Annotated in this window: 11 protein-coding genes; 7 read left to right on the forward strand and 4 right to left on the reverse strand. The window is 56.2% G+C overall.

Annotation, left to right across the window (positions count from 1 at the left end; all coding sequences use genetic code 11):
• Positions 1 to 69 precede the first annotated feature (69 nt).
• The 7 genes from ACERJC_RS12210 to ACERJC_RS12240 all read left to right on the forward strand — a co-directional run bounded on the left by ACERJC_RS12210 (position 70) and on the right by ACERJC_RS12240 (position 22,141).
• Entirely contained in the window at positions 70 to 489 is a 420-nt protein-coding gene (locus ACERJC_RS12210; protein ID WP_235922362.1) for a hypothetical protein, read from the forward strand.
• Between the two features lie 797 nt (positions 490 to 1,286).
• Entirely contained in the window at positions 1,287 to 2,600 is a 1,314-nt protein-coding gene (locus ACERJC_RS12215) for a TolC family outer membrane protein (RefSeq protein ID WP_373671795.1), read from the forward strand.
• Between the two features lie 82 nt (positions 2,601 to 2,682).
• Entirely contained in the window at positions 2,683 to 17,466 is a 14,784-nt protein-coding gene (locus ACERJC_RS12220) for an Ig-like domain-containing protein (RefSeq protein ID WP_373671966.1), read from the forward strand.
• Positions 17,467 to 17,658: 192 nt separating this feature from the next.
• A complete protein-coding gene (locus ACERJC_RS12225) occupies positions 17,659 to 19,842 on the forward strand; it encodes a type I secretion system permease/ATPase (RefSeq protein ID WP_373671796.1) in 2,184 nt (727 codons plus the stop codon).
• Position 19,843: 1 nt separating this feature from the next.
• Positions 19,844 to 21,019 carry an HlyD family type I secretion periplasmic adaptor subunit gene (locus tag ACERJC_RS12230; RefSeq protein ID WP_373671797.1) on the forward strand — a complete coding sequence of 392 codons (1,176 nt, stop codon included), beginning with the start codon at positions 19,844 to 19,846 and terminating at the stop codon, positions 21,017 to 21,019.
• 673 nt (positions 21,020 to 21,692) lie between these two features.
• Entirely contained in the window at positions 21,693 to 21,893 is a 201-nt protein-coding gene (locus tag ACERJC_RS12235; RefSeq protein WP_152401953.1) for a hypothetical protein, read from the forward strand.
• A 20-nt stretch (positions 21,894 to 21,913) separates the two neighbouring features.
• Entirely contained in the window at positions 21,914 to 22,141 is a 228-nt protein-coding gene (locus ACERJC_RS12240; RefSeq protein ID WP_178823962.1) for a hypothetical protein, read from the forward strand.
• Here ACERJC_RS12240 and ACERJC_RS12245 read toward each other — a convergent pair.
• The 4 genes from ACERJC_RS12245 to yjiL all read right to left on the reverse strand — a co-directional run bounded on the left by ACERJC_RS12245 (position 22,116) and on the right by yjiL (position 25,401).
• Complete coding sequence (locus ACERJC_RS12245) at positions 22,116 to 23,324, reverse strand: MFS transporter (RefSeq protein ID WP_373671798.1); 1,209 nt, start codon at positions 23,322 to 23,324, stop codon at positions 22,116 to 22,118. The two genes, ACERJC_RS12240 and ACERJC_RS12245, sit on opposite strands and share 26 nt — an antisense overlap.
• Positions 23,325 to 23,402: 78 nt before the next feature.
• On the reverse strand, positions 23,403 to 24,266 hold the full coding sequence (locus ACERJC_RS12250) for an SdiA-regulated domain-containing protein (RefSeq protein ID WP_373671799.1): 864 nt from the start codon (positions 24,264 to 24,266) through the stop codon (positions 23,403 to 23,405).
• Between the two features lie 113 nt (positions 24,267 to 24,379).
• The gene (locus ACERJC_RS12255; RefSeq protein WP_373671800.1) at positions 24,380 to 24,637 is read right to left on the reverse strand and encodes a putative Se/S carrier protein; all 258 of its coding nucleotides are present in this window, start codon (positions 24,635 to 24,637) and stop codon (positions 24,380 to 24,382) included.
• Positions 24,634 to 25,401, reverse strand: coding sequence for a putative 2-hydroxyacyl-CoA dehydratase activator YjiL (gene yjiL, locus ACERJC_RS12260; protein WP_373671801.1), 768 nt, complete (start codon positions 25,399 to 25,401; stop codon positions 24,634 to 24,636). Before yjiL ends, ACERJC_RS12255 begins: the two co-directional genes overlap by 4 nt.
• Position 25,402 lies beyond the last annotated feature (1 nt).

Genomic DNA, 25,402 nt, shown 5'->3' on the forward strand with positions numbered 1-25,402 from the left:
TTCGTCATCGTTCTATACGGACGGCCTTCTGCGGCCTGCATAACTGTGTTTGCGCAAAGGTGATGATGTATGGTTGATCGAATGTACGTTCCGCCACTGGCTTCACGACGGGTGAAGCGAACCCAAATTCGCTCACGCGACAAATGGGTTGAAACGGATCTGTTTGTTGAGCAGGGGGTCAGGTATTTTTTTCGTGTGACCGGTAAGTGGTGCGATATGAACCATTGCTGCGACGCGAACGGTTATACCGCCGACTATCTTAATTTTGCCCGAATCTGGCTGCGTTGCCGCCACGAACCTGCGACCTGGTTTACCTTAATTGGCACTATCGATAAATCAACCGATACCATGTTTGTGATTGGTGACGGTGCCCGACTAAATAACGGCTGGATTGCGCCCCGCAGCGGTGAGTTAGTGGTCTTTGCAAATGATATTTCGGGGATGTACTGGAATAACTTTGGTTCGGTAGTGCTGGAAGTCTGGCGATGAAAAATGTAAGCGCATCGGAGGGTATCAATGTGAAAGCTATTTAAGAAAATAAAATATTCTCCTGCTTATTATATTTTACAGAGAATGACGGGAATTTGTTAAGATGTGCCGGAATCGTGAAATTGTGATTGACCTTTTATTTAAAACAGTGACCGTTATTTTTTCTTTGTTTTTATTTGGTGATCTAATTGTTTATTAATTGATCTTTTATTGTTTTATATTTGTACTAATACCCATGCTATTTTTGTGCTATTAGTCACACTTATTGCTCGTTTTTGCCTCTTAAAAACACATTTGTGTCTTTTTTTTGTACAGGTTGTGCGATTTCAAAGTGTTTAAGATATTTTTTATGTTTCTTAACTTGTTGTTTTAATTGTTAATTATTGACAGTGCTAACATCTGGCAATCATTTAAGATGAATTAAGCTTTTTTTGCTTTCCACTCCTCGTCGTAATACTCAGAATATTCCCTATCCAGTGATGTCCGCATTCCTGATAACGCTTACTGCGAATACCCGGGTAAGTGTCATTTTTAGGCTCTGCGAAAGGAAAAGAAAGCACGCTAATAATAGCGTTTTCTAAACAGGTCAACTCTGGAATATATATATCATTATCAGTGTGAGCGTGATTGTCGCTCAGGATGGCGTGAACCGGAAAAATTGGATATCAGGTCTGCAATAGCACATTGATAATTGTATATCTCATTACAGGTATGTTTACCCCGTATTCTTCCTGGCGGATGTAATACGGTTGCCTGGTATAACCGAAAATCGTCATTATATTTTTAGGATATTTGTTTTGAGCACTCGTATTGTTTTTACATGGGTTACTCTGGCTCTTTCTCTCTGGGTAGCCACAACGCCATGTTTCGCCGCATTAGCCAATGTCGAAGAAACGAATCTGAAAGAAAGTATTTTATTTGCTTTTGATCGTGACCCTTCGGTAAGCAGCCAGGCCGCACAAATGGGTATTGGCCAGGCAATGACCGATGAAGCGAAAAGCGGCTGGATGCCACAAATTGGTTTAACCGCCAGCACCGGTCAAAATAAGACCACGGATTCCAGCGGTTCTCTCAATAACTCCGCTGCATGGGGCATTAGCGTCACACAGTTAGTTTATGACTTCGGTAAAACCAACAGCGCGATTGCCCAGTCAGAAGCCCAGTACGAAAGCTATCGCTATCAACTGATGAGTACGCTGTCTGATGTCGCGTCAAAAGCGGCGCTGGGCTACGTTGAAGTAAAACGCTATAGCGCATTGGTTGACGCCGCACGCGAGAATATCGTCGCGCTGGAGAAAATTCAGCATCTGGCGCAACTTCGCGCCAGTGCAGGTTTGAGTTCGACTTCAGACGATTTGCAAACGCAGACCCGTATTGCCGGAATGCACGCCACGCTGGAGCAGTACTCCGCCGCGCTGCAGAAAGCGAAAGCGGTCCTCGCCGTACAAACGGGTGTCAGTGCTAACCGTTATGCCCGCCTGCCTGAAAACCTTGAAGTTAAACAAGTCACTGTTGAAAACATCGACTACGCGAAGATCCCCTCGGTACTCGCGGCACGGGCAATGGTGACCTCCGCACAACACGGCGTCGAGCGCGCAAAAGCACAGCATATGCCGACGGTGAGCCTGAAAGCGGGTCGTACTCGTTATGAGTCAGACAACCGCGGTTACTGGGACGACCAAATCCAGCTAAGTGTGGATGCGCCGCTGTATCAGGGGGGGGCAGTCTCCGCTCGTGTTGACCAGGCAGAAGGCGCGAAAGCGATGGCCGCCTCCGAAGTGGATCAGGTGCGTTACGAGATTCTGCAAAAAGCCTCTGCGGCGATGGCGGACTGGAAAGGTGCACGAGGCCGTGAAGATGCCGGCAAGTTCCAACTGGTCAACGCCGAACAAACCCGTCGCGTTTATAAGCAGGAATACACCCTGAGCAAGAAAAGTATCAATGACCTATTGAGCGTCGAACAAGACGTCTGGCAGGCGGAGTCTTCACGAATCAACGCTGAATTTGATGGCTGGAATGCGGCTATCAGTTACGCGACGGCGATCGACAACCTGCTGCCCCTGATCGGGATAGAAAAACAGGCGTCGAAAAAGTTGCCTGATCTTCAGTAGCGACGCGAACCCCACTCAACCGACTCTCTCCGGGAAAACACCGGACGGCTATTACTGATTAACTGACCTTATGAGCCAGATGATGAATACCTTAAAAACCGCAAACATTATTAATCGTCACACCGCAAAGAAAACCGTACTGTCCGGCGAAGGCAACCTTTCCGTAGCTGTCTCTGGTGCATCCATCATTGAAATCCTGGGTTCCGCTCAGGATGTGGCGCGTTATGTCCGCCAGGGTAATGACCTGCTGATTTACATGAAAGATGGCAGCGTGATCCGTTGCAGTGGCTATTTCACTGAAGAGCCGGAGTCAAAATTGCACTCCGAGCTGGTATTCAGCGATGAAACGGGCCTGACACATGTGACGTTTGACGAGACTGGCGATGTCGCCAGCCTTGATGCCGTGGAACTGACGGCGCACGCGACGCCTGTCGACAGCCTTGAGCCTCTGATGGCGGAAGCGGCCAGCGACGATAATGATTTCCCGTGGGCGTGGCTCGCGGGGGCAGGACTGGGTGGCGGTGCAATTGGCGCACTGCTGGCTAATGGTGATAGCGGTAAAACCAAAACCGTCACTGAAACCCAAACCGAAGTGGTTGATAACACCAAAAATACGCCGACGTATATGGTCACCGATAAGAAAGGGGACAAACAGGGCGGACTGTCAGCCAATGACACGACCGATGACAACACCCCAACCTTCAGCGGGACGGGTCATCCGGGCGCCACCATTCAGATTAAAGACAGCCACGGCAACACCATTGCCAGTACGATGGTGGATGCCAATGGCGTGTGGACCGTGCTGCTGCCAGTGCAGACCGACGGGACTCACACCTGGTCTGTTGTGCAGATCAACGGCAACGACACCACTTCCGCCGGTAGCATTACGATCAATGTAGATACCACCATTGCCACATTGACGCTGGCAACCACCGCCGGCGATAACATCGTTAATGCCAGTGAACAGTCCGCTGGTTTTACACTTTCTGGTGCCAGCAGCCATTTGGCACAGGGCACAACACTGACGGTAACGCTGAACGGTAAAACGTACGTCACCACCGTGGGTGCAAACGGCGAATGGCAGGTTAACGTGCTGGCCGCCGATGCGAACGCGCTGGCAGACGGCAGTTGGACCGTCGCGGTTAGCGGACAAAATGCGGCGGGTAATGCGGTATCGGGCAGCCAGGTTATTACGGTAGATACTCAGCCACCGCTGCTGTCGATGGACAACATCGCCATCGACCAGATTATTAACGCCGCTGAGCATAACGCGTCTCTGGTTTTGAGCGGGAAAACCACGGCTGAAGCCGGGCAGACGGTAACGTTGATGTTCAATGGCAAAACGTACACGGCGACCGTGGCAGCCGATGGCACCTGGTCTATGACGCTGGATGCGGCTGATGTGCAGGCGCTGGCGGACGGTAACCACTCCCTGACGGTATCGGTAAACGATAAAGCCGGAAACGCGACAAACATTTCTGAATTAGTGACCGTTGATACCACGGCGCCGATTCTGACGGTCAACACTGTTGCAGGCGATAACATACTGAATGACGATGAACAGGATGTCGCACAACTGATCTCGGGGATGGCGAATGGTGCCGCGCCTGGCGACGTTATCACCGTTCAGTTTGGTAACCAGACCTTTACCGGCGTTGTACAAGCGGACGGTAGCTGGAGCGTCGGCGTTCCGGCGTCGGTGTTCAATGCCATGAGTAACGGCCAGCATACGATCACGGTGACCGTGACGGATGCGGCAGGCAATACCAGCACCGCGACTCATGATGTGACGCTCAACAGCATGGCTGTTGGGATCACCGTGGACCCTATCAGTGTTGATAACGTGCTGAATGCGCAGGAGTCTATGCAACCGCTGACCCTCAGCGGCACCAGCACCCTGGCTGACGGCAGCACGGTGACCGTGATGCTCAACAATATCGCCTACACCACGACGGTCAATAACGGTACCTGGTCTGTTCAGGTGCCGGTTTCTGACGTGCTGAATCTGGCGAACACAATTTATAACGTGACCGTCAGCGGGACAGATTCCATTGGCAACAGTGGGACGACCACCGCATCATTCCTTGTCGACACGACGCTGCCGCAGGTGATTATCAATAATTTCGCCACGGACAACCTGGTGAACAACACCGAAGCCAATAGCGATCAAATCTTAAGCGGTCGCGTGACAAATGCCGCAGCAGGCGACACGGTTTCCATCATGGTGGGCGGCAAGCATTATACCGCCACCGTAGAAAATGATTTGAGCTGGAAAGTAACCATTCCGGCGAGCGACCTGAACAGCTTTGGTGATGGTGATCTGACCTTTACCGCTTCTGTAACGAACAGCCACGGCAACACCGGTACCGGCGATCGCGATATCAACATCAACGCGTCGTTGCCTGGCCTGCGTATCAATACCCTCTCTGGCGACGACATTATTAACGCCATCGAACAACATCGGGATTTGGTGGTCACCGGGAGCAGCAGCCATCTGGCGGCAGGTACGACGGTCAACGTGACTATCAATAACGTGACTTACCAGACGGTCGTTGATAGTAGCGGTAACTGGCAGATTGGGGTACCGGCTGCGGATCTGCAAAGCTGGACCGCAGGCCAGGTGGTGGTGAATGCCAGCGCACAGGATGCCTGGGCAAACACGGTGACGGTTGACCACCAGGTCGAACTCGATTTGGATCCTGTCGCGATCTCCATTGATACCGTCTCCACCGATGATCTTATCAATAGCGCCGAAAAAGGGAGCGACCTGCTGATTTCTGGTCAGACTCAGGGCGTTGAAGCGGGTCAGACGGTAGTGGTGAAGTTCGCCGGTCAGACCTTTACTGCGCTGGTTCAGACCGATGGTTCATGGAGTGTGACCGTGCCGCCTTCGGCCATTGCATCACTGACCGACAGCCGCGAACAGATCAGCGTTAGCGTCACCAATGTCAGTGGTAACACGGCCGATGCGGGTCGTACCGTCACTCTGGATACCTCTGCGCCATTGATTACGATCAATACCATTGCCGCTGACGATATCCTTAACGCCACTGAAGCACAGGCGGACCTGGTCATCAGCGGGACCACCACGGCGCCAGCCGGTCAGACGGTGACCGTGATGATTAACGGCAACAGCTACACCGCGCTGGTACAGGCGAACGGTACCTGGAGCGTGACCGTTCCGACGGGGAGCGTCTATTCCATCATGGCCGTCGCTGGCGTACTGACCACCGGCACGGTTACCGCCACGGTCTCTGACGCGGCCGGCAACACCGGTTCGGCGAGCCATGCCCTGACGGTCGACACCACGTCACCGGTGGTGACCATCAGCACCGTGGCAGCCGACGACATCATCAACCGTACCGAGCACGGCCAGACCCAGATCATTAGCGGCTCCGCCAGCGGCGCGGCGGCGGGTGATGCGGTCACCGTGACCGTGAACGGCAAAACCTACACCACGGTGGTGGACGCGGCGGGCAACTGGAGCGTCGGCGTCCCGGCAGCGGACATCAGCGCCCTGAACGACGGCATCACCACCATCGCCGTGACCGTGACGAACGCGGCCGGCAACAGCGGCTCCGCGACCCACGATGTGACCGTGGACACTGCGGCACCGTCCGTCACCCTTAACAGCGTGACCGCCGACGACGTGATTAACGCCGCCGAGCAGGGCGCGGACCTGGTGCTCTCCGGCACGACCACGAACGTGGAAGCCGGTCAGCTGGTCACCGTGATCCTGAATGGCCAGACCTATACCGCGCAGGTGCAGGCGAACGGCGAGTGGACCCTGACCGTACCGTCTGCGGACCTGTCCGGTCTGACCGACGGCAGTGCCCGCGTGGAGGCCAGCGTCAGCAATGCCGCCGGCAACAGCGCGTCGGCGACCCACGACTACAGTGTCGACACCACCGCGCCGGTCATCACCATCAGCACCCTCGCGGCGGACGATATCCTCAACGCCACGGAAGCACAGGCAGACCTGGTCATTACCGGGACCACCACCGCACCGGCCGGTCAGACCGTCACCGTGACCATTAACGGCAACGACTACACGGCGCTGGTACAGGCGAACGGCAGCTGGAGCGTCACCGTTCCGGCAGCGGCAGCCGGTGCCCTGACCACCGGCAGTGTTACCGCCACGGTCTCTGATGCGGCCGGCAACACCGGTTCGGCGAGCCATGCCCTGACGGTCGACACCACGTCACCGGTGGTGACCATCAGCACCGTGGCGTCCGACGACATCATCAACCGTGCCGAGCACGGCCAGACCCAGATCATCAGCGGCTCCGCCAGCGGGGCGGCGGCGGGTGATGCGGTCACCGTGACCGTGAACGGCAAAAACTACACCACGGTGGTGGACGCGGCGGGCAACTGGAGCGTCGGCGTGCCGGCCGCGGACATCAGCGCCCTGAACGACGGCACCACCACCATCGCCGTGACCGTGACGAACGCGGCCGGCAACAGCGGCTCCGCGACCCACGATGTGACCGTGGACACTGCGGCACCGTCCGTCACCGTCAGCAGCGTGACCGCCGACGACGTGATTAACGCCGCCGAACAGGGCGCGGACCTGGTGCTCTCCGGGACGACCACGAACGTGGAAGCCGGTCAACTGGTCACCGTGACCCTGAATGGCCAGACCTATACCGCGCAGGTGCAGGCGAACGGCGAGTGGACCCTGACCGTACCGTCTGCGGACCTGTCCGGTCTGACCGACGGCAGCGCCCGCGTGGAGGTGAGTGTGAGCAATGCCGCTGGCAACAGCGCGTCGGCGACCCACGACTACAGCGTCGACACCACCGCGCCGGTCATCACCATCAGCACCCTCGCGGCGGACGATATCCTCAACGCCACTGAAGCACAGGCGGACCTGGTCATTACCGGGACCACCACCGCGCCGGCCGGTCAGACCGTCACCGTGACCATTAACGGCAACGATTACACGGCGCTGGTACAGGCGAACGGCAGCTGGAGCGTCACCGTCCCGGCAGCGGCAGCCGGTGCCCTGACCACCGGCAGTGTTACCGCCACGGTCTCTGACGCGGCCGGGAACACCGGCTCGGCGAGCCATGCCCTGACGGTCGACACCACGTCACCGGTGGTGACCATCAGCACCGTGGCGTCCGACGACATCATCAACCGTGCCGAACACGGCCAGACCCAGATCGTCAGCGGCTCCGCCAGCGGCGCGGCGGCGGGTGATACGGTCACCGTGACCGTGAACGGCAAAAACTACACCACGGTGGTGGACGCGGCGGGCAACTGGAGCGTCGGCGTGCCGGCAGCGGACATCAGCGCCCTGAACGACGGCACCACCACCATCGCCGTGACCGTGACGAACGCGGCCGGCAACAGCGGCTCCGCGACCCACGATGTGACCGTGGACACTGCGGCACCGTCCGTCACCGTCAGCAGCGTGACCGCCGACGACGTGATTAACGCCGCCGAACAGGGCGCGGACCTGGTGCTCTCCGGGACGACCACGAACGTGGAAGCCGGTCAACTGGTCACCGTGACCCTGAATGGCCAGACCTATACCGCGCAGGTGCAGGCGAACGGCGAGTGGACCCTGACCGTACCGTCTGCGGACCTGTCCGGTCTGACCGACGGCAGCGCCCGCGTGGAGGTGAGTGTGAGCAATGCCGCTGGCAACAGCGCGTCGGCGACCCACGACTACAGCGTCGACACCACCGCGCCGGTCATCACCATCAGCACCCTCGCGGCGGACGATATCCTCAACGCCACTGAAGCACAGGCGGACCTGGTCATTACCGGGACCACCACCGCGCCGGCCGGTCAGACCGTCACCGTGACCATTAACGGCAACGATTACACGGCGCTGGTACAGGCGAACGGCAGCTGGAGCGTCACCGTCCCGGCAGCGGCAGCCGGTGCCCTGACCACCGGCAGTGTTACCGCCACGGTCTCTGACGCGGCCGGGAACACCGGCTCGGCGAGCCATGCCCTGACGGTCGACACCACGTCACCGGTGGTGACCATCAGCACCGTGGCGTCCGACGACATCATCAACCGTGCCGAACACGGCCAGACCCAGATCGTCAGCGGCTCCGCCAGCGGCGCGGCGGCGGGTGATACGGTCACCGTGACCGTGAACGGCAAAAACTACACCACGGTGGTGGACGCGGCGGGCAACTGGAGCGTCGGCGTGCCGGCAGCGGACATCAGCGCCCTGAACGACGGCACCACCACCATCGCCGTGACCGTGACGAACGCGGCAGGCAACAGCGGCTCCGCGACCCACGATGTGACCGTGGACACTGCGGCACCGTCCGTCACCCTTAACAGCGTGACCGCTGACGACGTGATTAACGCCGCCGAGCAGGGCGCGGACCTGGTGCTCTCCGGCACGACCACGAACGTGGAAGCCGGTCAGACAGTAACAGTGATGTTTAACGGCAGACCGTACACCGCGACGGTGGATAACAACGGCGAGTGGACCCTGACCGTACCGTCTGCGGACCTGTCCGGTCTGACCGACGGCAGCGCCCGCGTGGAGGTGAGTGTGAGCAATGCCGCCGGCAACAGCGCGTCGGCGACCCACGACTACAGCATCGACACCACCGCGCCGGTCATCACCATCAGCACCCTCGCGGCGGACGATATCCTCAACGCCACTGAAGCACAGGCGGACCTGGTCATTACCGGGACCACCACCGCACCGGCCGGTCAGACGGTGACCGTGACCATTAACGGCAACGATTACACGGCGCTGGTACAGGCGAACGGCAGCTGGAGCGTCACCGTTCCGGCCGCAGAAGCCGGTGTCCTGACCACCGGCAGTGTTACCGCCACGGTCTCTGACGCGGCCGGCAACACCGGCTCGGCGAGCCATGCCCTGACGGTTGATACCACGTCACCGGTGGTGACCATCAGCACCGTGGCGTCCGACGACATCATCAACCGTACCGAGCACGGCCAGACCCAGATCATCAGCGGCTCCGCCAGCGGGGCGGCGGCGGGTGATGCGGTCACCGTGACCGTGAACGGCAAAAACTACACCACGGTGGTGGACGCGGCGGGCAACTGGAGCGTCGGCGTGCCGGCCGCGGACATCAGCGCCCTGAACGACGGCACCACCACCATCGCCGTGACCGTAACGAACGCGGCCGGCAACAGCGGCTCCGCGACCCACGATGTGGAGGTTAATACCGCAACCGTCACGCTGGCAGTGGATACCATTGCCGTCGATGACGTGATCAACGCGCTGGAAGCGGGGAGTCATCTCATCATCAGTGGAACCAGCGGTCAGTTGCCTGCAGGTACGATCGTCACGGTGATGCTGAACGGACAGAGTTACACCGCGACCGTACAGGCGAACGGCACCTGGACCGTGACCGTACCAGCAGCCGATGTGGCGCAGCTTGGCGACGGCCAGCGTTATACCGTCTCTGTGACGGCGCAGGACAGCGCTGGCAACAGTGCGTCGGCCTCCTCTCTGGTCTCGGTGGATACCTCTGCTCCGGTTGTCACTATCAACACAATCTCCGCAGACGATGTGCTCAACGCTGCCGAACAGCAGCAGCCTCTGACTATTCAGGGCAACACCAGTGCAGAGCCGGGTCAGGTGGTGACCATCACAGCAGGCGGTCAGTCCTGGACTGCCGTTGTCGCCGCCGATGGTACCTGGAGCGTTACCGTTCCGGCAGCGGATCTGGCTGGACTCAGTGAGGGTGCGTTGATTGTGACGGCCACCGTCAGCGATAAGGCGGGCAATGAAAGCCAGACAACGCATAACGTGACGGTCGATACCACGGCACCGCTTATCACGATTGATACCGTGGCAAGCGACGATATCGTGAATACTGGGGAGCAGCGAGCCGGACAAACCATTAGCGGTACGACAACCGCAGAACCGGGTCAAACGGTAACGGTGACCTTTAACGGTCATTCCTATCAGGCCACGGTGGATGCCAGCGGAAACTGGTCGGTCTTTGTGCCGGCAACGGATTTCAATGGTCTGGTGGATGGAAATTACACCATCACCGCCACGGTGAACGATATGGCGGGCAACGCGGGTGATACCAGCCACGACGTGACGCTGAACGGTGATGCTCCGACGATTACCATCAATACGCTCAGCACCGATGACATCATTAATGCTGCAGAGCACGGGACATCGCTGATCCTCAGCGGGACGACCACTGCCCCGGCGGGTCAGACGGTCACGATCACGCTGAACGGCCAGACATATACAGCCGTCGTGGACAGCAACGGTCAGTGGAGCTGCGTTGTGGGCAGCGCCGACGTTGCCGCGCTGGCAGATGGCACGGCTTACACGGTGCATGCGGAGGTCAGCAACGCCATTGGCAATAGCGCCAGTGACGATCATTCGATCAACGTGGATCTGACCGCACCGGCGCAGATCATCACTATCGTGGCGGTGCAGAATGATACGGGGCTGAGTGCCTCCGACTTCATCACCAGCGATAACCAGATTGTGCTCGATGGTTCACTTTCAACAACGCTTGCTACCGGTGAAACCGCGCAAATCAGCCTTGACGGCGGCGCAACCTGGATTGACCTGGTGGTGAATGGTACCTCCTGGTCGTATGCCGATGGGCGTACCCTGGCGGATGGTTCATATCAGTATCTGGTGCGTGTGATTGATGCCGCGGGCAACGTTGGCGCGGTCATCAGCCAGACGGTGGTCGTGGATACGACCCCACCGGCAGTGACGTTGATTTCCGTCGATTCCATTACTCAGGATTCAGGGATCTCGACAAGTGATTTCATTACCAGCGACAACCAACTTACCGTACAGGGCTCGTTAAACGCGCCGCTGGCCAGCGGTGAACATGTGCAGATAAGCCTTGATGGTGGGAATACCTGGATTGACGTCAGCGTGAGCGGTCAGAGCTGGTCTTATGCGGATGGACGCACGCTTGCCGACGGTGATTACGTTTACCAACTGCGTGTGATTGACGATGCGGGTAACGTCAGTGCGACCACCAGCCAGACGGTGACCATTGATATGCAGGCACCGGACGCCAGCAAAACAATCACTTTTGACAGCATTACTGACGACAGTGGCCTGAGCAATACCGACTTCTTGACTAATGATACCTCGCTCAGCCTGAAAGGTACGCTGGGGGCGTCGCTGGCGGCAGATGAAACCGTACAAATCAGCCTCGACGGCGGCGCGACGTGGCAGAACGTGACGGTGATTGGTAATAGCTGGACCTTTGATGATGGCCGTACGCTGGCGGAAGGAACTTATGACTACTGGGTGCGCGTGATGGATACGGCGGGCAACGTCGGTGAGACTGCGCACCAGCAGGTGACAGTCGATCTGACTCCGCCGGATGCCGCGACCACCGTGACCGTTGACCGCATCTCCTCCGATACGGGGGCGGATAACAATGATTTCCTGACCCAATCGCGCGTCTTCACGCTTGAAGGGACATTGGGTGCCCCTCTGGTAGCGGGCGAAGTTGTGCAGATTAGCCTGGATAATGGGGTGACATGGATTACCACGACGGTTACCGGGACGCAATGGCATTACGACGATAACCGTATCCTGGCGGATGGTGACTATCTCTATATGCTGCGCGTGGTTGATGCGGCGGGCAACGTTGGGGCGACAACGTCTCAAAGGGTGACTGTTGATAATGACGTCAGCTGGCCGACGATCCAGTTTGACAGCGTGTCAAATGATACCGGTGTTTCAGGCAGCGATTTTATTACCAGTGATACCACGTTGACTATTCAGGGCTCGCTTAGCAACGCCCTGCGCGGCGACGAGCATTTAATGATCAGTGTCGATGGCGGTGCTACGTGGGTTGAAGCAATCGTGAACGGCACAGGCTGGAGCTTTACGGATCCACGCGTACTGGCAGATGGGGATCACACCTGGCAGGTTAAGGTTGTTGATGACGCCGGTAATATGGGCGGAGCGGTGTCTTCTGTGACGGTGACAGTCGATACCACTCCACCGGTTATTACCCTTAATACGGTCGCGTTTGATGATGTGGTCAACACGGCAGAACAACAGGCCGGGCAGACCATCAGCGGGACCTCCGATGCAGGGCAGGGGAGTATCGTGACGGTGACCTTTAACGGTCATCTCTATCAGGCACTTGTTGATGCCAGCGGAAACTGGTCGGTACTGGTTCCAGCGAGTGGTTTCAACGGCTTGCCGGATGGTGATTACACTATCAAGGCAACCGTGAACGATAAGGCGGGTAACACCGTTGATATCAATCATGACGTTACGCTGAGTCGTGAAGTTCCGACAATTACGATTGATACGCTCAGTATGGATGATGTGATCAATGCTGCGGAACACGGCGTACCGCTGACGATTAGCGGGACGACGAACGCGCCGGCGGGTCAGATGGTCACGATCACGCTGAACGGCCAGACATATACAGCCGTCGTGGACAGTAATGGTCAGTGGAGCTGCGTAGTCAGCAGTACTGACGTTGCCGCTCTGGTGGATGGCACCGCGTACATTGTGAATGCAGAAGTCAGCAATGCCATCGGCAACAGCAGCAATTCGATGCATGTGGTTAACGTTGATTTGACCGCGCCCGGCCAGACAATCTCTATCGATTCGGTACAAGGTGACAGTGGCCTCAGCGCCAGCGATTTTGTGACCAACACGAATCAGGTCGTGCTTGAGGGGTCACTTTCCGCCCCTCTGGGAAGCGGTGAAACCGCGCAGGTAAGCCTTGACGGCGGCGCAACCTGGATTGACCTGGTGGTGAATGGTACCTCCTGGTCGTATGCCGATGGGCGTACCCTGGCGGATGGTTCATATCAGTATCTGGTACGTGTGATTGATGCCGCAGGCAACGTTGGGTCGCTCGACAGTCAGGCGATCCGGGTGGATACAACGCCACCGGCAGTCACGTTGATTTCCGTCGATTCCATTACTCAGGATACCGGTCTGTCGACCAGCGACTTCATCACGCACGATAATCAGCTTGCCCTGCACGGTTCACTGAATGCGGTTCTTGCCAGCGGCGAACATGTGCAGATAAGCCTTGATGGCGGGCTCACATGGATTGACGTCAGCGTAAGCGGGCAGACATGGTCTTACGCGGATGGACGTACGCTTGCCGACGGTGATTATGTTTACCAACTGCGGGTGATTGACGACGCGGGTAACGTCAGTGCGACTACCAGCCAGACGGTCACTATCGACACGCAAGTGCCGGACGCCAGCAAAACGATCGTGTTCGACAGCATCTCTGACGACAGCGGTCTGAGCAGCAGCGACTTTATCACTAAAGATACGTCGCTCAGTCTGCAGGGGTCTCTGGGCGCGACGCTGGCCCCGGGCGAAATCGTGCAGATCAGTCTGGACGGCGGCGCAACCTGGCAGAACGTGACGGTGATTGGCAATAACTGGTTCTTCGATGATGGTCGTACGCTGGCTGAAGGGACTTATGACTACTGGGTGCGCGTGATTGATATCGCGGGCAACATTGGCTCGACCGCGCACCAGCAGGTGACGGTCGATCTGACGCCGCCGGATAGCGCCATTACCGTCAGTATCGACAGCATCTCTACGGATACGGGCTACAGCAGCACAGACTGGCTGACCAATGACACATCGCTGACGATCAAAGGTTCTATTGCTGCGCCGTTGGCGGCAGGCGATCGCGTGCAGATCAGCATCGATAACGGGGTGACCTGGCAGGATATCATCGTGAATGGCACCGACTGGTCGTATGTGGATTCACGTACGCTAGTGGAAGGCGATCACACTTATCAGGTCCGTGTGGTGGATGTCGCCGGAAACGTCGGGGCGACCAACGATCAGATCGTGACGGTTGACCTGACCCCGTCGGCGACGACGGCAACGATCGTCAGCTACACCGATGATGTGGCCTCTTCTCGGGGTGATTTTGCCTCCGGTACGACCACGGATGATCGTACGCCAGTGCTGAACGGCACCCTGTCGACCACGCTGCAAACCGGTGAACGGGTACGTATTTACAGCGCCGACGGCACGCTGTTGGGCGAAGCTGATGTGAATGGCACAGACTGGACGTATCAACTGAACGTCCCGCTGGTCGATGGTGAAAAAGGGGAGTTCTACGCGGTGGTGGTTGATGCCGCCGGTAACGAAGGGACGCACTCTCCGGTGTTTGATTTCACCGTTGATCTGGTGATGTATGCCGATACCCAAAGCACGCTGGATACCACGCCAATCATTACGGGCAGCGTTGATTTTGAAATCCTTCCGGGTGAGTACGTGGAAGTGACGGTCAACAACGTGGTGTACAGCTCGCGCAATGGCGCGGTGGTGATTGATCCGAAAAACAGTACCTGGTACGTGCAGATCCCTGACAGCGATGCGCTGGCGCTGGGAACGTACGAGGTGAAAGCCGTCCTTTATAAAGCGGACGGCACGGAAATTACCAAAGATGACAGCAGCAACGAGCTGACGGTCGCCGCAACGCCGTCAATCTCCTTTACGTCAACGGCGGCCTCTTCTGAAGATACCGGAACGGCGCTGACGATGAGTGAAGATGGCACATGGCGCATCCTCAGCAACTCGACGGTGTTTACCCAGAACGCGACCGATTCCACGACGTTAGGGTCGTTTGATTCGGTGGCAATTAGCGGTCCGGACAAACAGCAGCAGTCGTCGTTTGTCGATTTTGACCGCGACGGTCTGATGGATATTCTGGGGGCGGACACCGGCTATGCGAACGGTCAGCAGTCGTTCAAATACAACGAAGATGGGACCTATACCTCCTTCCAGGTGGGTGCCTATGGCGTATCAGGGCAAACTAACGATCCTAACGGTAACGTCTACGGCTGGTACGGCGGCGCAATGGGCGTCGATATCAATGGCGATGGCTATATTGATATGGTGTACGGCGATGAAACGCCGAACGATTCTGAGGGGCGAGGTGGCTACGACACCGGGTTTGTGATCAATACCGACGGGACAATTGCCGGATTTGATAAGACGGGTGCCTATGTGAACTCGAGCACCACACAAGATGGTGTGGCATCGACGAACAGCAACAATGCTACCCCAGACCGCGAGGTTTCAGGTGTCGATCTGAACAACGATGGCTATGTCGACATCACCTATCACGGTACATCTGGCTCGAATACCACTTCGGCGGGAGGATCAAGTACTTCGAGCAGTCGTCTGGTCGTCGTGACCAACGGCGTGGATAGTAATGGCAATATGACGCTCACCAACACCCAGGTGGTGACGGGTGTGTTTAACGGTGACAGTGCGACGACCAACTACTACACCACCATGACCTGGTCCGACTTAAACGGCGACGGTTATATGGATCTGTTTGTTGGCGGTCTGACCGGTCAGGGGAATGCCACCAGCGCCATCTTCTATAACGACGGTACAGGTAAGTTAACTTCAGCCGCAAACGGCATGGGCGCCGGATCGAACGTGCAGACGTTGGGCGACAGCGTTAACAGTATGACGTCGCTGGCAGTGGACTGGAACGGCGACGGCAAGATGGATTTGATCGAAATTGCCGGTGCAGCAGGTTCAACGGTTGCCACCAATACCAACAACATCGGTCTGTTGTGGACCAATAACGGTGTGAATGGCAGCAATCAGGTCGACTGGACGTCACAGACCCTTTTAACTGGAGCAAACCAGGGCAGCACTAACATCACTACCGGTGCGCTGACGCTGGATCTGGATTACGACGGCGACAAGGATCTGGTGGTCTTCCGTGCCGCAGGCGGTAAAACGGAATACATCACCAACAACAGCACTATCGCTGACGGAACCAGCATTATCCTGCGTATTTCGGATGCGAACGGCATTAACGCCTTCTATGGCAACACGGTGCTGCTCATTGATGAAAGTACCGGCAAGGTGGTCAGCTCGCAGGTCATTAACCCGCAGGGCGGCGTGAACATGAACGACTCGTCCGGCATGGTCTACTTCTACGGACTGGATGCGAGCAAGTCGTACAGCGCAGTACTGCTGGCTAGCGGTAAGGACTATGGCGGCGTCTCCTCGGTGAATTTCGACTCCTCCGGCGTGTCGAATACCATCGAGAACGTCAACGCCGCCTGGGGTGGCCTGAAAGCGGTTGAGAAGAACCACGCGTACACGCTGACCGCAGAAGACGGTGCCTCGGCGACGAACAGCGCCACGGCAGCGACGGACGGGACGAACACCACGGGTATTGTCGGAACCGGCTACAACGATACGCTGTATGCCACGGCAGGAACGCACGTTTATAACGGCGGCGGCGGTAGCCGCGTAGTGTCTGATGCCGACGTCTGGACCGCACAGGGTGGGATGGACATTGTCGACTATGAACTGGCGGGAAGTTCCGCGCTGAACATCGATCTGAGCAACACCGGAATGCAGAATACCGGTTTCGGTAACGCGCAGTTCGTGAATGTGGAAGGGATTGCCGGCGGCAACGGCAACGATGTGTTTACTGGCAACGCGACAGAAAACTTCTTCGAAGGTCGCGGTGGCGACGATACCTTCAATATTGGTAACGGCGGCCAGGATACCCTGTTGTACAAGTTGATCACTGCCTCAGACGCCACGGGCGGCAACGGCAGCGATGTTGTAAATGGCTTTACCATCGGTACCTGGGAAGGGACTGCAGATACTGACCGTATCGACCTGCGCGAACTTCTGTCCGGCAGCGGCTACACCGGTAGCGGCGCCGCGAGCTATGTGAATAGCGTTGCGACGCTGGATGCCCAGGCAGGGAACATCGAGGACTACGTCCGCGTGGTGCAGAACGGCAGCAACACTGAAATCCATGTGGATCTCGATGGGGCGGGCGGTAACTTCTCGTCCACCAATGTGGTTACCCTGAACGGTGTACAAACCGACCTTGCCACTCTGCTGGCAAACCATCAGTTAGTGATTATGTAATGCACTATTCCGGGGGAATGATTTCCCCCGGAATATATCGCGTCAAAATCGCACTAAAATAAAAGTCATGAACATTACCGTCCGCAGATGACGAGTGTCTTTTCGGACGAATATAAAAGTATGAGCACACATTCCGTTATTCCTAATGCAATTCCGTTATGGCGCAGTGCCACACAACAGGAACCGAACGCTATGAACACGCAGTCGCAATACGAACCCTGGTTACAGGCAATGATCGGTGTGGCGCAGCATTATCGTCTCGATTTCTCGCAAGAGCATGTTCGGGTGTCGATTAATTATGAAAGCGACTCGCCGCGTGACCTGGTGTTAAAAGATATGGCTCGCCAGTTGGGGCTGGGACTGCGCGTTGTGGCGGCAAAAATCTCTTTTCTCGATCCGTGGCGTTTGCCGCTGATTGCGGAATTTAGCGAAGGGCAAATCGCGGTGATTAACCGAATGGACAGCGACGGCAATATTAGCCTTCAGTTCAGCGGTGATGAAGGACTGGAAACTGTGTTAACGCGTGATGAATTACGCGCACGGATAAAAACATTATTGGTTCTGCGTCCACTCGAATCCACGCCCGATGCGCGCGTTGACGATTATATTAAGCCATATAAGAAAAACTGGTTCTGGCGACTGGCGTTAAAAGACTGGCATCGCTATATCGATATTATGGTTGTTGCGCTGGTTGCCAACGTGCTGGCGCTTTCCGGCATGATTTTCTCTATGCAGGTGTATGACCGTGTCGTGCCCTCACAGTCAGAAACCACGCTGTGGGTGCTGTTTGGCGGGGTGATGCTGGCAATCCTGTTCGAATTTATTATGCGCATGCTGCGGGTTTATATTTCTGATGTCGTCGGTAAACGCGCAGATCTCCGTATCTCTGAGCGTATCTTTGCCCATGCGCTGCGCATCAAAAACGGTGCGCGTTCGAAATCGACGGGCTCGTTTATCGCCCAGATTCGTGAACTAGAGTCGGTGCGTGAACTGATCACCTCAACGACCATCTCGGCTATTTCCGACCTGCCGTTTTTCCTGCTGTTTGTGTTTATTTTGTGGATGATTGGCGGGCCGCTGGTACTGGTCGTGCTGATGGCGGTTCCCCTGTTATTGATCCCCGGCCTGCTGGTACAACGCCCACTGGGACGGCTTTCCAACGAAGGGATGCGTGAATCGGCAATCCGCAACGCAACGCTCGTGGAAGCGGTGCAGGGCATTGAAGACATCAAACTGATGCGTGCCGAACAGCGTTTCCAGAATCAGTGGAACAACACCAATTTTGTGGCCGCTGAAGTGGGTATGCGTCAGCGCTGGCTGACCAGTCTGCTGCTGACGTGGACCCAGGAAGTGCAATCGATAGTCTACGCCGTGGTACTGCTGATTGGCTGCTACCTGGTGATTGATGGCGATCTGACGACCGGTGCGCTGGTCGGGACCTCGATCCTCGCCTCACGCACTATCGCGCCGTTGTCGCAGATCTCCGGTGTGCTTTCGCGTTGGCAATCGGCAAAAGTGGCGCTGAAAGGGCTGGATGAACTGATGCAGCGTCCGATTGATGAGCCGCTTCAGGGTAAGAAAGTGCACAAAGCGCACCTGCGCGGCCACTATCAACTGGAAAACGTCAGCTTTTACTACGACGAAGAAGAGAAAGTGAACGTGCTGACGGTGCCGGCGTTGAACATCAAAGCCGGTGAACGCGTGGCGCTGCTCGGGCGCAATGGCTCAGGTAAAAGTACGCTACTTCAGGTACTGGCGGGGATGCAGGAGCCGCAGCAGGGGGCCGTCTTACTGGATGACATCGCCCTGAATCATCTGGACCCGGCGGATTTGCGCCGCGATATGCAACTGCTGAGCCAGCAGGCACGCCTGTTCTTTGGCTCCATTCACGACAACATTACGTTGGGTAACCCTACGGCGACAGACGACGACATCCAGCAGGCACTGGCGATCGGTGGCGCGCTCGATTTTGTCCGTAAGCAGAAGATGGGGATGAACTACGTGATAAGCGAAGGGGGCACCGGGTTGTCTGGCGGTCAGCGTCAGTCGCTGCTGTTGGCGCGTGCGCTGCTGACATCACCCACTATTTTACTGCTTGATGAACCGACCGCGTGGCTGGATGAGATTGGTGAAAAGCAGTTCATTCAGCACCTCAAAACCTGGTTAGGTAGCCAGCGCACGATGGTTGTCGCGACGCATCGCCTGCCGATCCTCGAACTGGTGGATCGCATTATCGTGCTGGATAACGGACGTATTGTGATGGACGGTCCGCGTGACGCCATCCTGAATAAACATGGTATGGCGCAGCCGGAGGCGACACAAAGTAATGTGTCGAGAATCAATACCCCGCCGTCAAACAACCCTGGGAGGTCGTAATATGAGCGATTTTAACCGTTTTAACAGTCGCCTCAGTGAACCGAAGCTCCCGCGCTCTTCACTGGTCGCCTGGTTCCTGTTTGCTCTGCTGGCCGCGTTTGTCGGTTGGATGAGCTACTTTCATCTCGACGAGGTCACCACTGGCAGCGGTAAGGTGGTGCCATCATCCCACGAGCAGGAGATTCAGTCGCTGGAAGGCGGCATTATCTACAAACTGCATGTTCGTGAAGGGGATATCGTTGAAAAAGGGCAGATTCTGGCGCAGCTTGACCGGACGAAAACAGAATCGGGCGTGAAAGAGAGTGAATCGAAACTGAATGCTGCGATGGCGACGTCGGCGCGTCTTACTGCGGAAGTGAACGGCACCGATCTGGTGTTTCCGGCAGAACTGAACAACGAGACGGCACTGATTAACCAGGAGCGCGCGTTGTATCATTCCCGCCGCGAAAGCCTTGAGAAAGGCGTTGAAGGGCTGCGACAGGGGATTGCACTTATTCAGAGAGAGCTGGCGCTGACCCAGCCGCTGATTAAAGAGGGGGCCGCCAGCCATGTCGAAGTACTGCGTCTGCGCCGTCAAATGAATGAGATGGAAAATAAGATTGCCGAGTTGCAGACGCAATATTACGTCCGCGCCCGGGAAGAGCTGGCGCGGGCTAATGCGGAGATTGAAACAGAGCGTTCGGTGGTGCGCGGACGTGAAGATTCGCTGACGCGTCTGACCTTTACCGCCCCTGTGCGCGGGATCGTGAAAGATATCGACGTGACCACCGTCGGTGGGGTGATCCCGCCAGGCGGAAAACTGATGAGTCTGGTGCCGTTAGACGATCAGATCCTGATTGAGACGAAGATCCTGCCGCGCGATGTTGCCTTTATCCATCCCGGGCAAGAAGCGATGGTGAAGATTACGGCGTACGATTATTCCATTTATGGCGGTATCAATGGCGTGGTGACGGTCATCTCACCGGACACCATCCAGGATGAAGTTAAACGCGATCTGTATTACTACCGCGTCTATATCCGTACCGACAGTAATCAGTTAATTAACAAGCAGAAAAAAGCCTTCCCGGTTTTTCCAGGCATGATTGCGACGGTGGACATCAAAACGGGGAATAAAACGATTCTTGAGTACCTGTTGAAACCGCTGAATAAGGCGAAAGAGGCATTAAGGGAACGATAACAGACAGTGCGCCGTGTCTCCGGCTGATGGGGGGAAGCAGCACAGACCGGCGCGGTACATGAAGTCAATGCCTGTCGTTTATTATGCATCTGGCAGGTAACGTAAAATTTAGTGTACAAAAGCCGTCGGTATTTGTGTGCTTCATCAGATTCTTACCAAAAACTGGCAAATCACACCCTTCAGAATTGATAAATATCAATTAATGCGCGCTTAATTTGCGCCGTTAAAAAATGTCCTTATTTACGACCTGTTTACCTTTTTGGCGTTTGCGGTGGTGGTGGTAAGACGTCTGATGACAAAAGGGATGTGCTGCCTTAGCGAAAATAATTGAAAGAGGTCGTCGTAACTCGCTCTAAAAAAGCCCGTTATTGTCCTCAATGTAAACATTTATCGCAGAAGTAACGTATTGGCGGATAGGAACTTTCAATAATTGCAGTGAATGTTTAGCCGGGAGAACGGGGGCTGAAAATCACTGAATTAATCCTGGCATGTCAATAAACCCTGACATCATTAGTCTGCTACGGGTCATCTTTCACTTGAAACAGCGTTCCATTTCAAGGCGTTTTCTTAACATTTTCATCACCCGACTGCTGAAATACTGTGCGTTGACTTGTTATTCAGCCAACTGCATATTCCTCCCCAGTTAAGATGAAATAGCCTTCAGGAGCTGACGATGCCTTCCCGCGATTATCCCGATATCCGTAAAGCCAGAGGAACCCGTTCTAAAGATATGGTGCTGTTAAGTGCCCGTGTTGAAACCACGCTTTGGGACTATGTCCGGACACTGGCTTTAGAAACGCGTAAAAGCAAACAGGATATTATTGCCGAAGCGCTTATGCTTCATCGCATCGCCCATGAAGGCGGTCGTGAATAAGTGCGGGCCGGTTTTACAGGATGATGCCTTTACCATTCTGGCGTTCTGTGGCGTGTATTACGGTCATCGCAGTTGGCCTGACTCTGGTCGTGACGACCGTTTCGTTCATGGCGTGGGAGCTCAGCGTGACGCTCTTTTCCTGGTCAACCGCCGCCGCCAGTAAAATCGTCGCGGCTTCACTGCTTAACGAATTACTGGCGTGGATTCACCAGGCTCCCCGCATTATGATCGTGAGCGCATGTCGTTGATACGACACGCCAGCAAACGCTTTTGTTTATAGCACTGCAGGGCGCTGATTGTTGCGGCGATAAATAACGCCAGCGCACCACACAGCGTGGCATCGGTAATGGCCTGCGTACCGCTGCCCAACAGCGTGGTTAACAGCGGTCCCAGGATCTGCCCGATGCCGTAGGTCAGCGTGACAAACCCCAGCAGATTGAGGTTTCCTGGCACAATAAGCTGGCGCGCGAGGGTCATAACCAGCGACGTGGTACCCATAAACGTCGCGCCAAATCCCACGCTGCTCAGTACCAGCAACAGCGGAGAGCCGCTGGCTAGTGTCAGGAGCACACAGGCGGCCTGAATCACCAGGTTTGCGGTCAGACATTGCAACACCCCCCAGCGTTTCGCGGCCCACAGCCAGGCGAAGCAGCCCGGCACAATCGAGACGCCAACCAACGTCCACAGATGGACCGTCAGCAGTGGCGAACCCGCGTCTTTTGCCATCAACGGCAAATAGGTCGCGACGATGATGTAGCCGAATCCGGCCAGGCCGTAGAGCAGCGCCAGCAGCCACCAGCGCATCGACTGCGATACGTTTTTTGCCTGCGTTACGGCTGGCAGCGCGTGAGCGCGGGACGGAAGCAACAGCGCCAGCAGAATCGCCAGCACGGCGGAGAAGGCCGCCGCCCCGATCCACAGCGCGTGAGAGGAGAGCGCAAAGTGCAATCCGGCAATCACGTACTCGTTACCCAGCGCAATCCCCACGCCGACGCCAGAAAACAGTGAGGCAATGACAAAAGGATTGCGGGTATGTTGCAGCACCAGCGTAGAGCCAAAGATCAGCATCCCGGCGCTGGCGACGCCCGCCAGAAAGCGTACCAGCATTACCACCACTGGCCCGGAGAACAGCGCCATCGCGAGGATCAGTCCGCCGGTTGCCACCGCTGAACTCAGCAGCATGGGGCGTAAACGTCCCGGCTGATGAAAAAGTCCGAAGGAGAACAGCAGGCTGCCGACCAGGTATCCCGCATAGTTGACGCTGGCTACCCACGACAGTTCGGAAAACGTAAAGCGCCCCTCGGCCAGCAGCACCGGCAGCATCGGGGTATAGAGAAAACGGCCAATCCCCATGCCCAGCGCTAATACCATCATCCCGAAGAGGGCGGTGCTGAGTGAATACCGGTCTGCGATGTGCTGTGGCTGGCTCATGCCCTACCCATTGTTATTCGTCGAGTGAGAAATGCGAGAGTAACAAATTTATAACAAATGGGTAAGGCGATGGAGGAATTATTGCGTGGTGTTGGACGTGAAGCGGTAAAACAAATTAGGCTCAGCAACCATAAACAGCGATCCCTGGTTATCCATCGCGATCCCTTCTGCCTGCCGTATGGTGTGTTCTAACCCGTGGTGGCCTTCTGTCAGCGTCATGACGCCGATGACGTCGCCGTCGGTTTTGACCTCTTTGAGCACGCGTGATTCGTGAGACAGGATCAGCAGGCTATTCTGTCGCGCATTAAATTCCGCGCCTGAAATATCCTTCACATTAAGCTGCTGTTGCAGAGTATTGTCTTTAGCAATAGTCAAATTGTCATTATTGAGCAGCCCCGTCACTTTATAGATCCCAATCGGTCTCTTTTCTTTGAAAAACCAGAATGTCTTTTTCTCTCGTGACCAGGCGAGTCCCTCAAAGCCATCGTTGGTCGGGGTTTCATACAGATCTAGCTTCAACTTTTTTATAATGTTCACCTGTGACTGCGCATTGATAGTAATAACGTAAATGGAATAATCACTTTCATCGCTGATGACAAAGGTGTCGTCGCCGATGAACTCGATGGTCTCCAGATCGCGAATAAAATCGAGTGGGATGGTACGCAGTAATTGACCCTGTTTGGTCAATTCAATAATCGCGGCAGGTTTATTGATTGTGCTGAACAGCGTGTCACTTTTATCAGACCAGGTGAGTGAGGAGACATTCTTTTTCACTCCGGCGATTCGTTCCCCATCTATCGTCACGCGATAATCCGCAAGGGAATTATTGTCGCCGTCGGGCGCGGCCCCACCCGATACGACATCACTCACTCCCACACTGAGTAAAGCAAGAAGTAGCATGACTCGCAGAGGGGGATTCAGACATCGGGCGGACAATCTCATTATTCTTCCTTAAATAAAATCAAAGAGAGCAAGATGAGAAGTATAACGATTTATCTTAATGAATCCTTAACTTCGCGATAATTGCAGGGTGAAATTTATCGCGGTTTAGCGGGTCAACGCGCTGGCGCATCGAAGGTTGCCACACATTGCCAGTCGCCCGACTCAAGGCGGTAGATCGATTCGGTGTGACCGGGGATCACCCACCGCTCTTCTTCTCCGGGCTGGCAATGCAGGTAGACGCACAGCCCGCAGCCCCCGCGCAACTGGCGGGGAATATCAGCAACCTGAAAGGTCATGCCTGCGGCCTGCAACGCTTTGCGGGTCTGAATCACGCCCACCGTCGAATGAAACAAAAACAGGTATTCCGTCATTCGCGCTTTCTCTGCCGTTGACCAATCAGCGCCGCGCCAATGGCACCGGCAAACTGCGCGTCCGGGTGGGTGTGTACCGGGATGCCGACATGGCCTTCCAGCATATGGGCAAAGGCCGAGCAGTGGCTGACGCCGCCGGTAAACAGCAGCGGACCTTGTGAGGAGAGTCGACCAATGAAGTTGGCGCTGCGCCGCGCCATTGCGTTGATCACGCCCGCAAGGATTGCTTCCGGAGCGATACCCGCAGAGCGCAGGCTAATCACTTCGGATTCGGCAAAGACGGTGCACATGCTGCTGATGGCGTGCGGCGCAACGCCGGCGGTAATGGCGTCGAGTTGCTCCACGCTGGCGCCCAGGGTACGCGAAATCACTTCCAGAAAACGTCCGGTGCCCGCTGCACACTTGTCATTCATCAGGAAGTCGGTGAGGTTGCCGTCGTCATCCAGTTGGATAACCTTGCTGTCCTGTCCACCAATATCAATGACCGTGCGGGTGGCGGGAACCAGTAGCCGCGCCCCCAGTCCGTGACAGGAAATTTCGGTTACCTGCTTGTCGGCAAAATCAACCAACTGGCGACCATAGCCGGTTAAGGTCAGGTACGGTCGCGTTTCCAGACCTTGTGCGAGAACGTCCCAAGCCTCGCGGATGGCGTCGGCTGGTCGGAATGGCGTCGGGCACAGGAAACGGCGCTGAATCACGCCGCCTGCCAGTAAGATACCTTTGGTCGCCGTCGAGCCGGAATCAATCCCTATCGAATACGTCACG

This window comes from Citrobacter telavivensis, from assembly GCF_041807075.1.
Lineage (GTDB): Bacteria > Pseudomonadota > Gammaproteobacteria > Enterobacterales > Enterobacteriaceae > Citrobacter_A > Citrobacter_A telavivensis.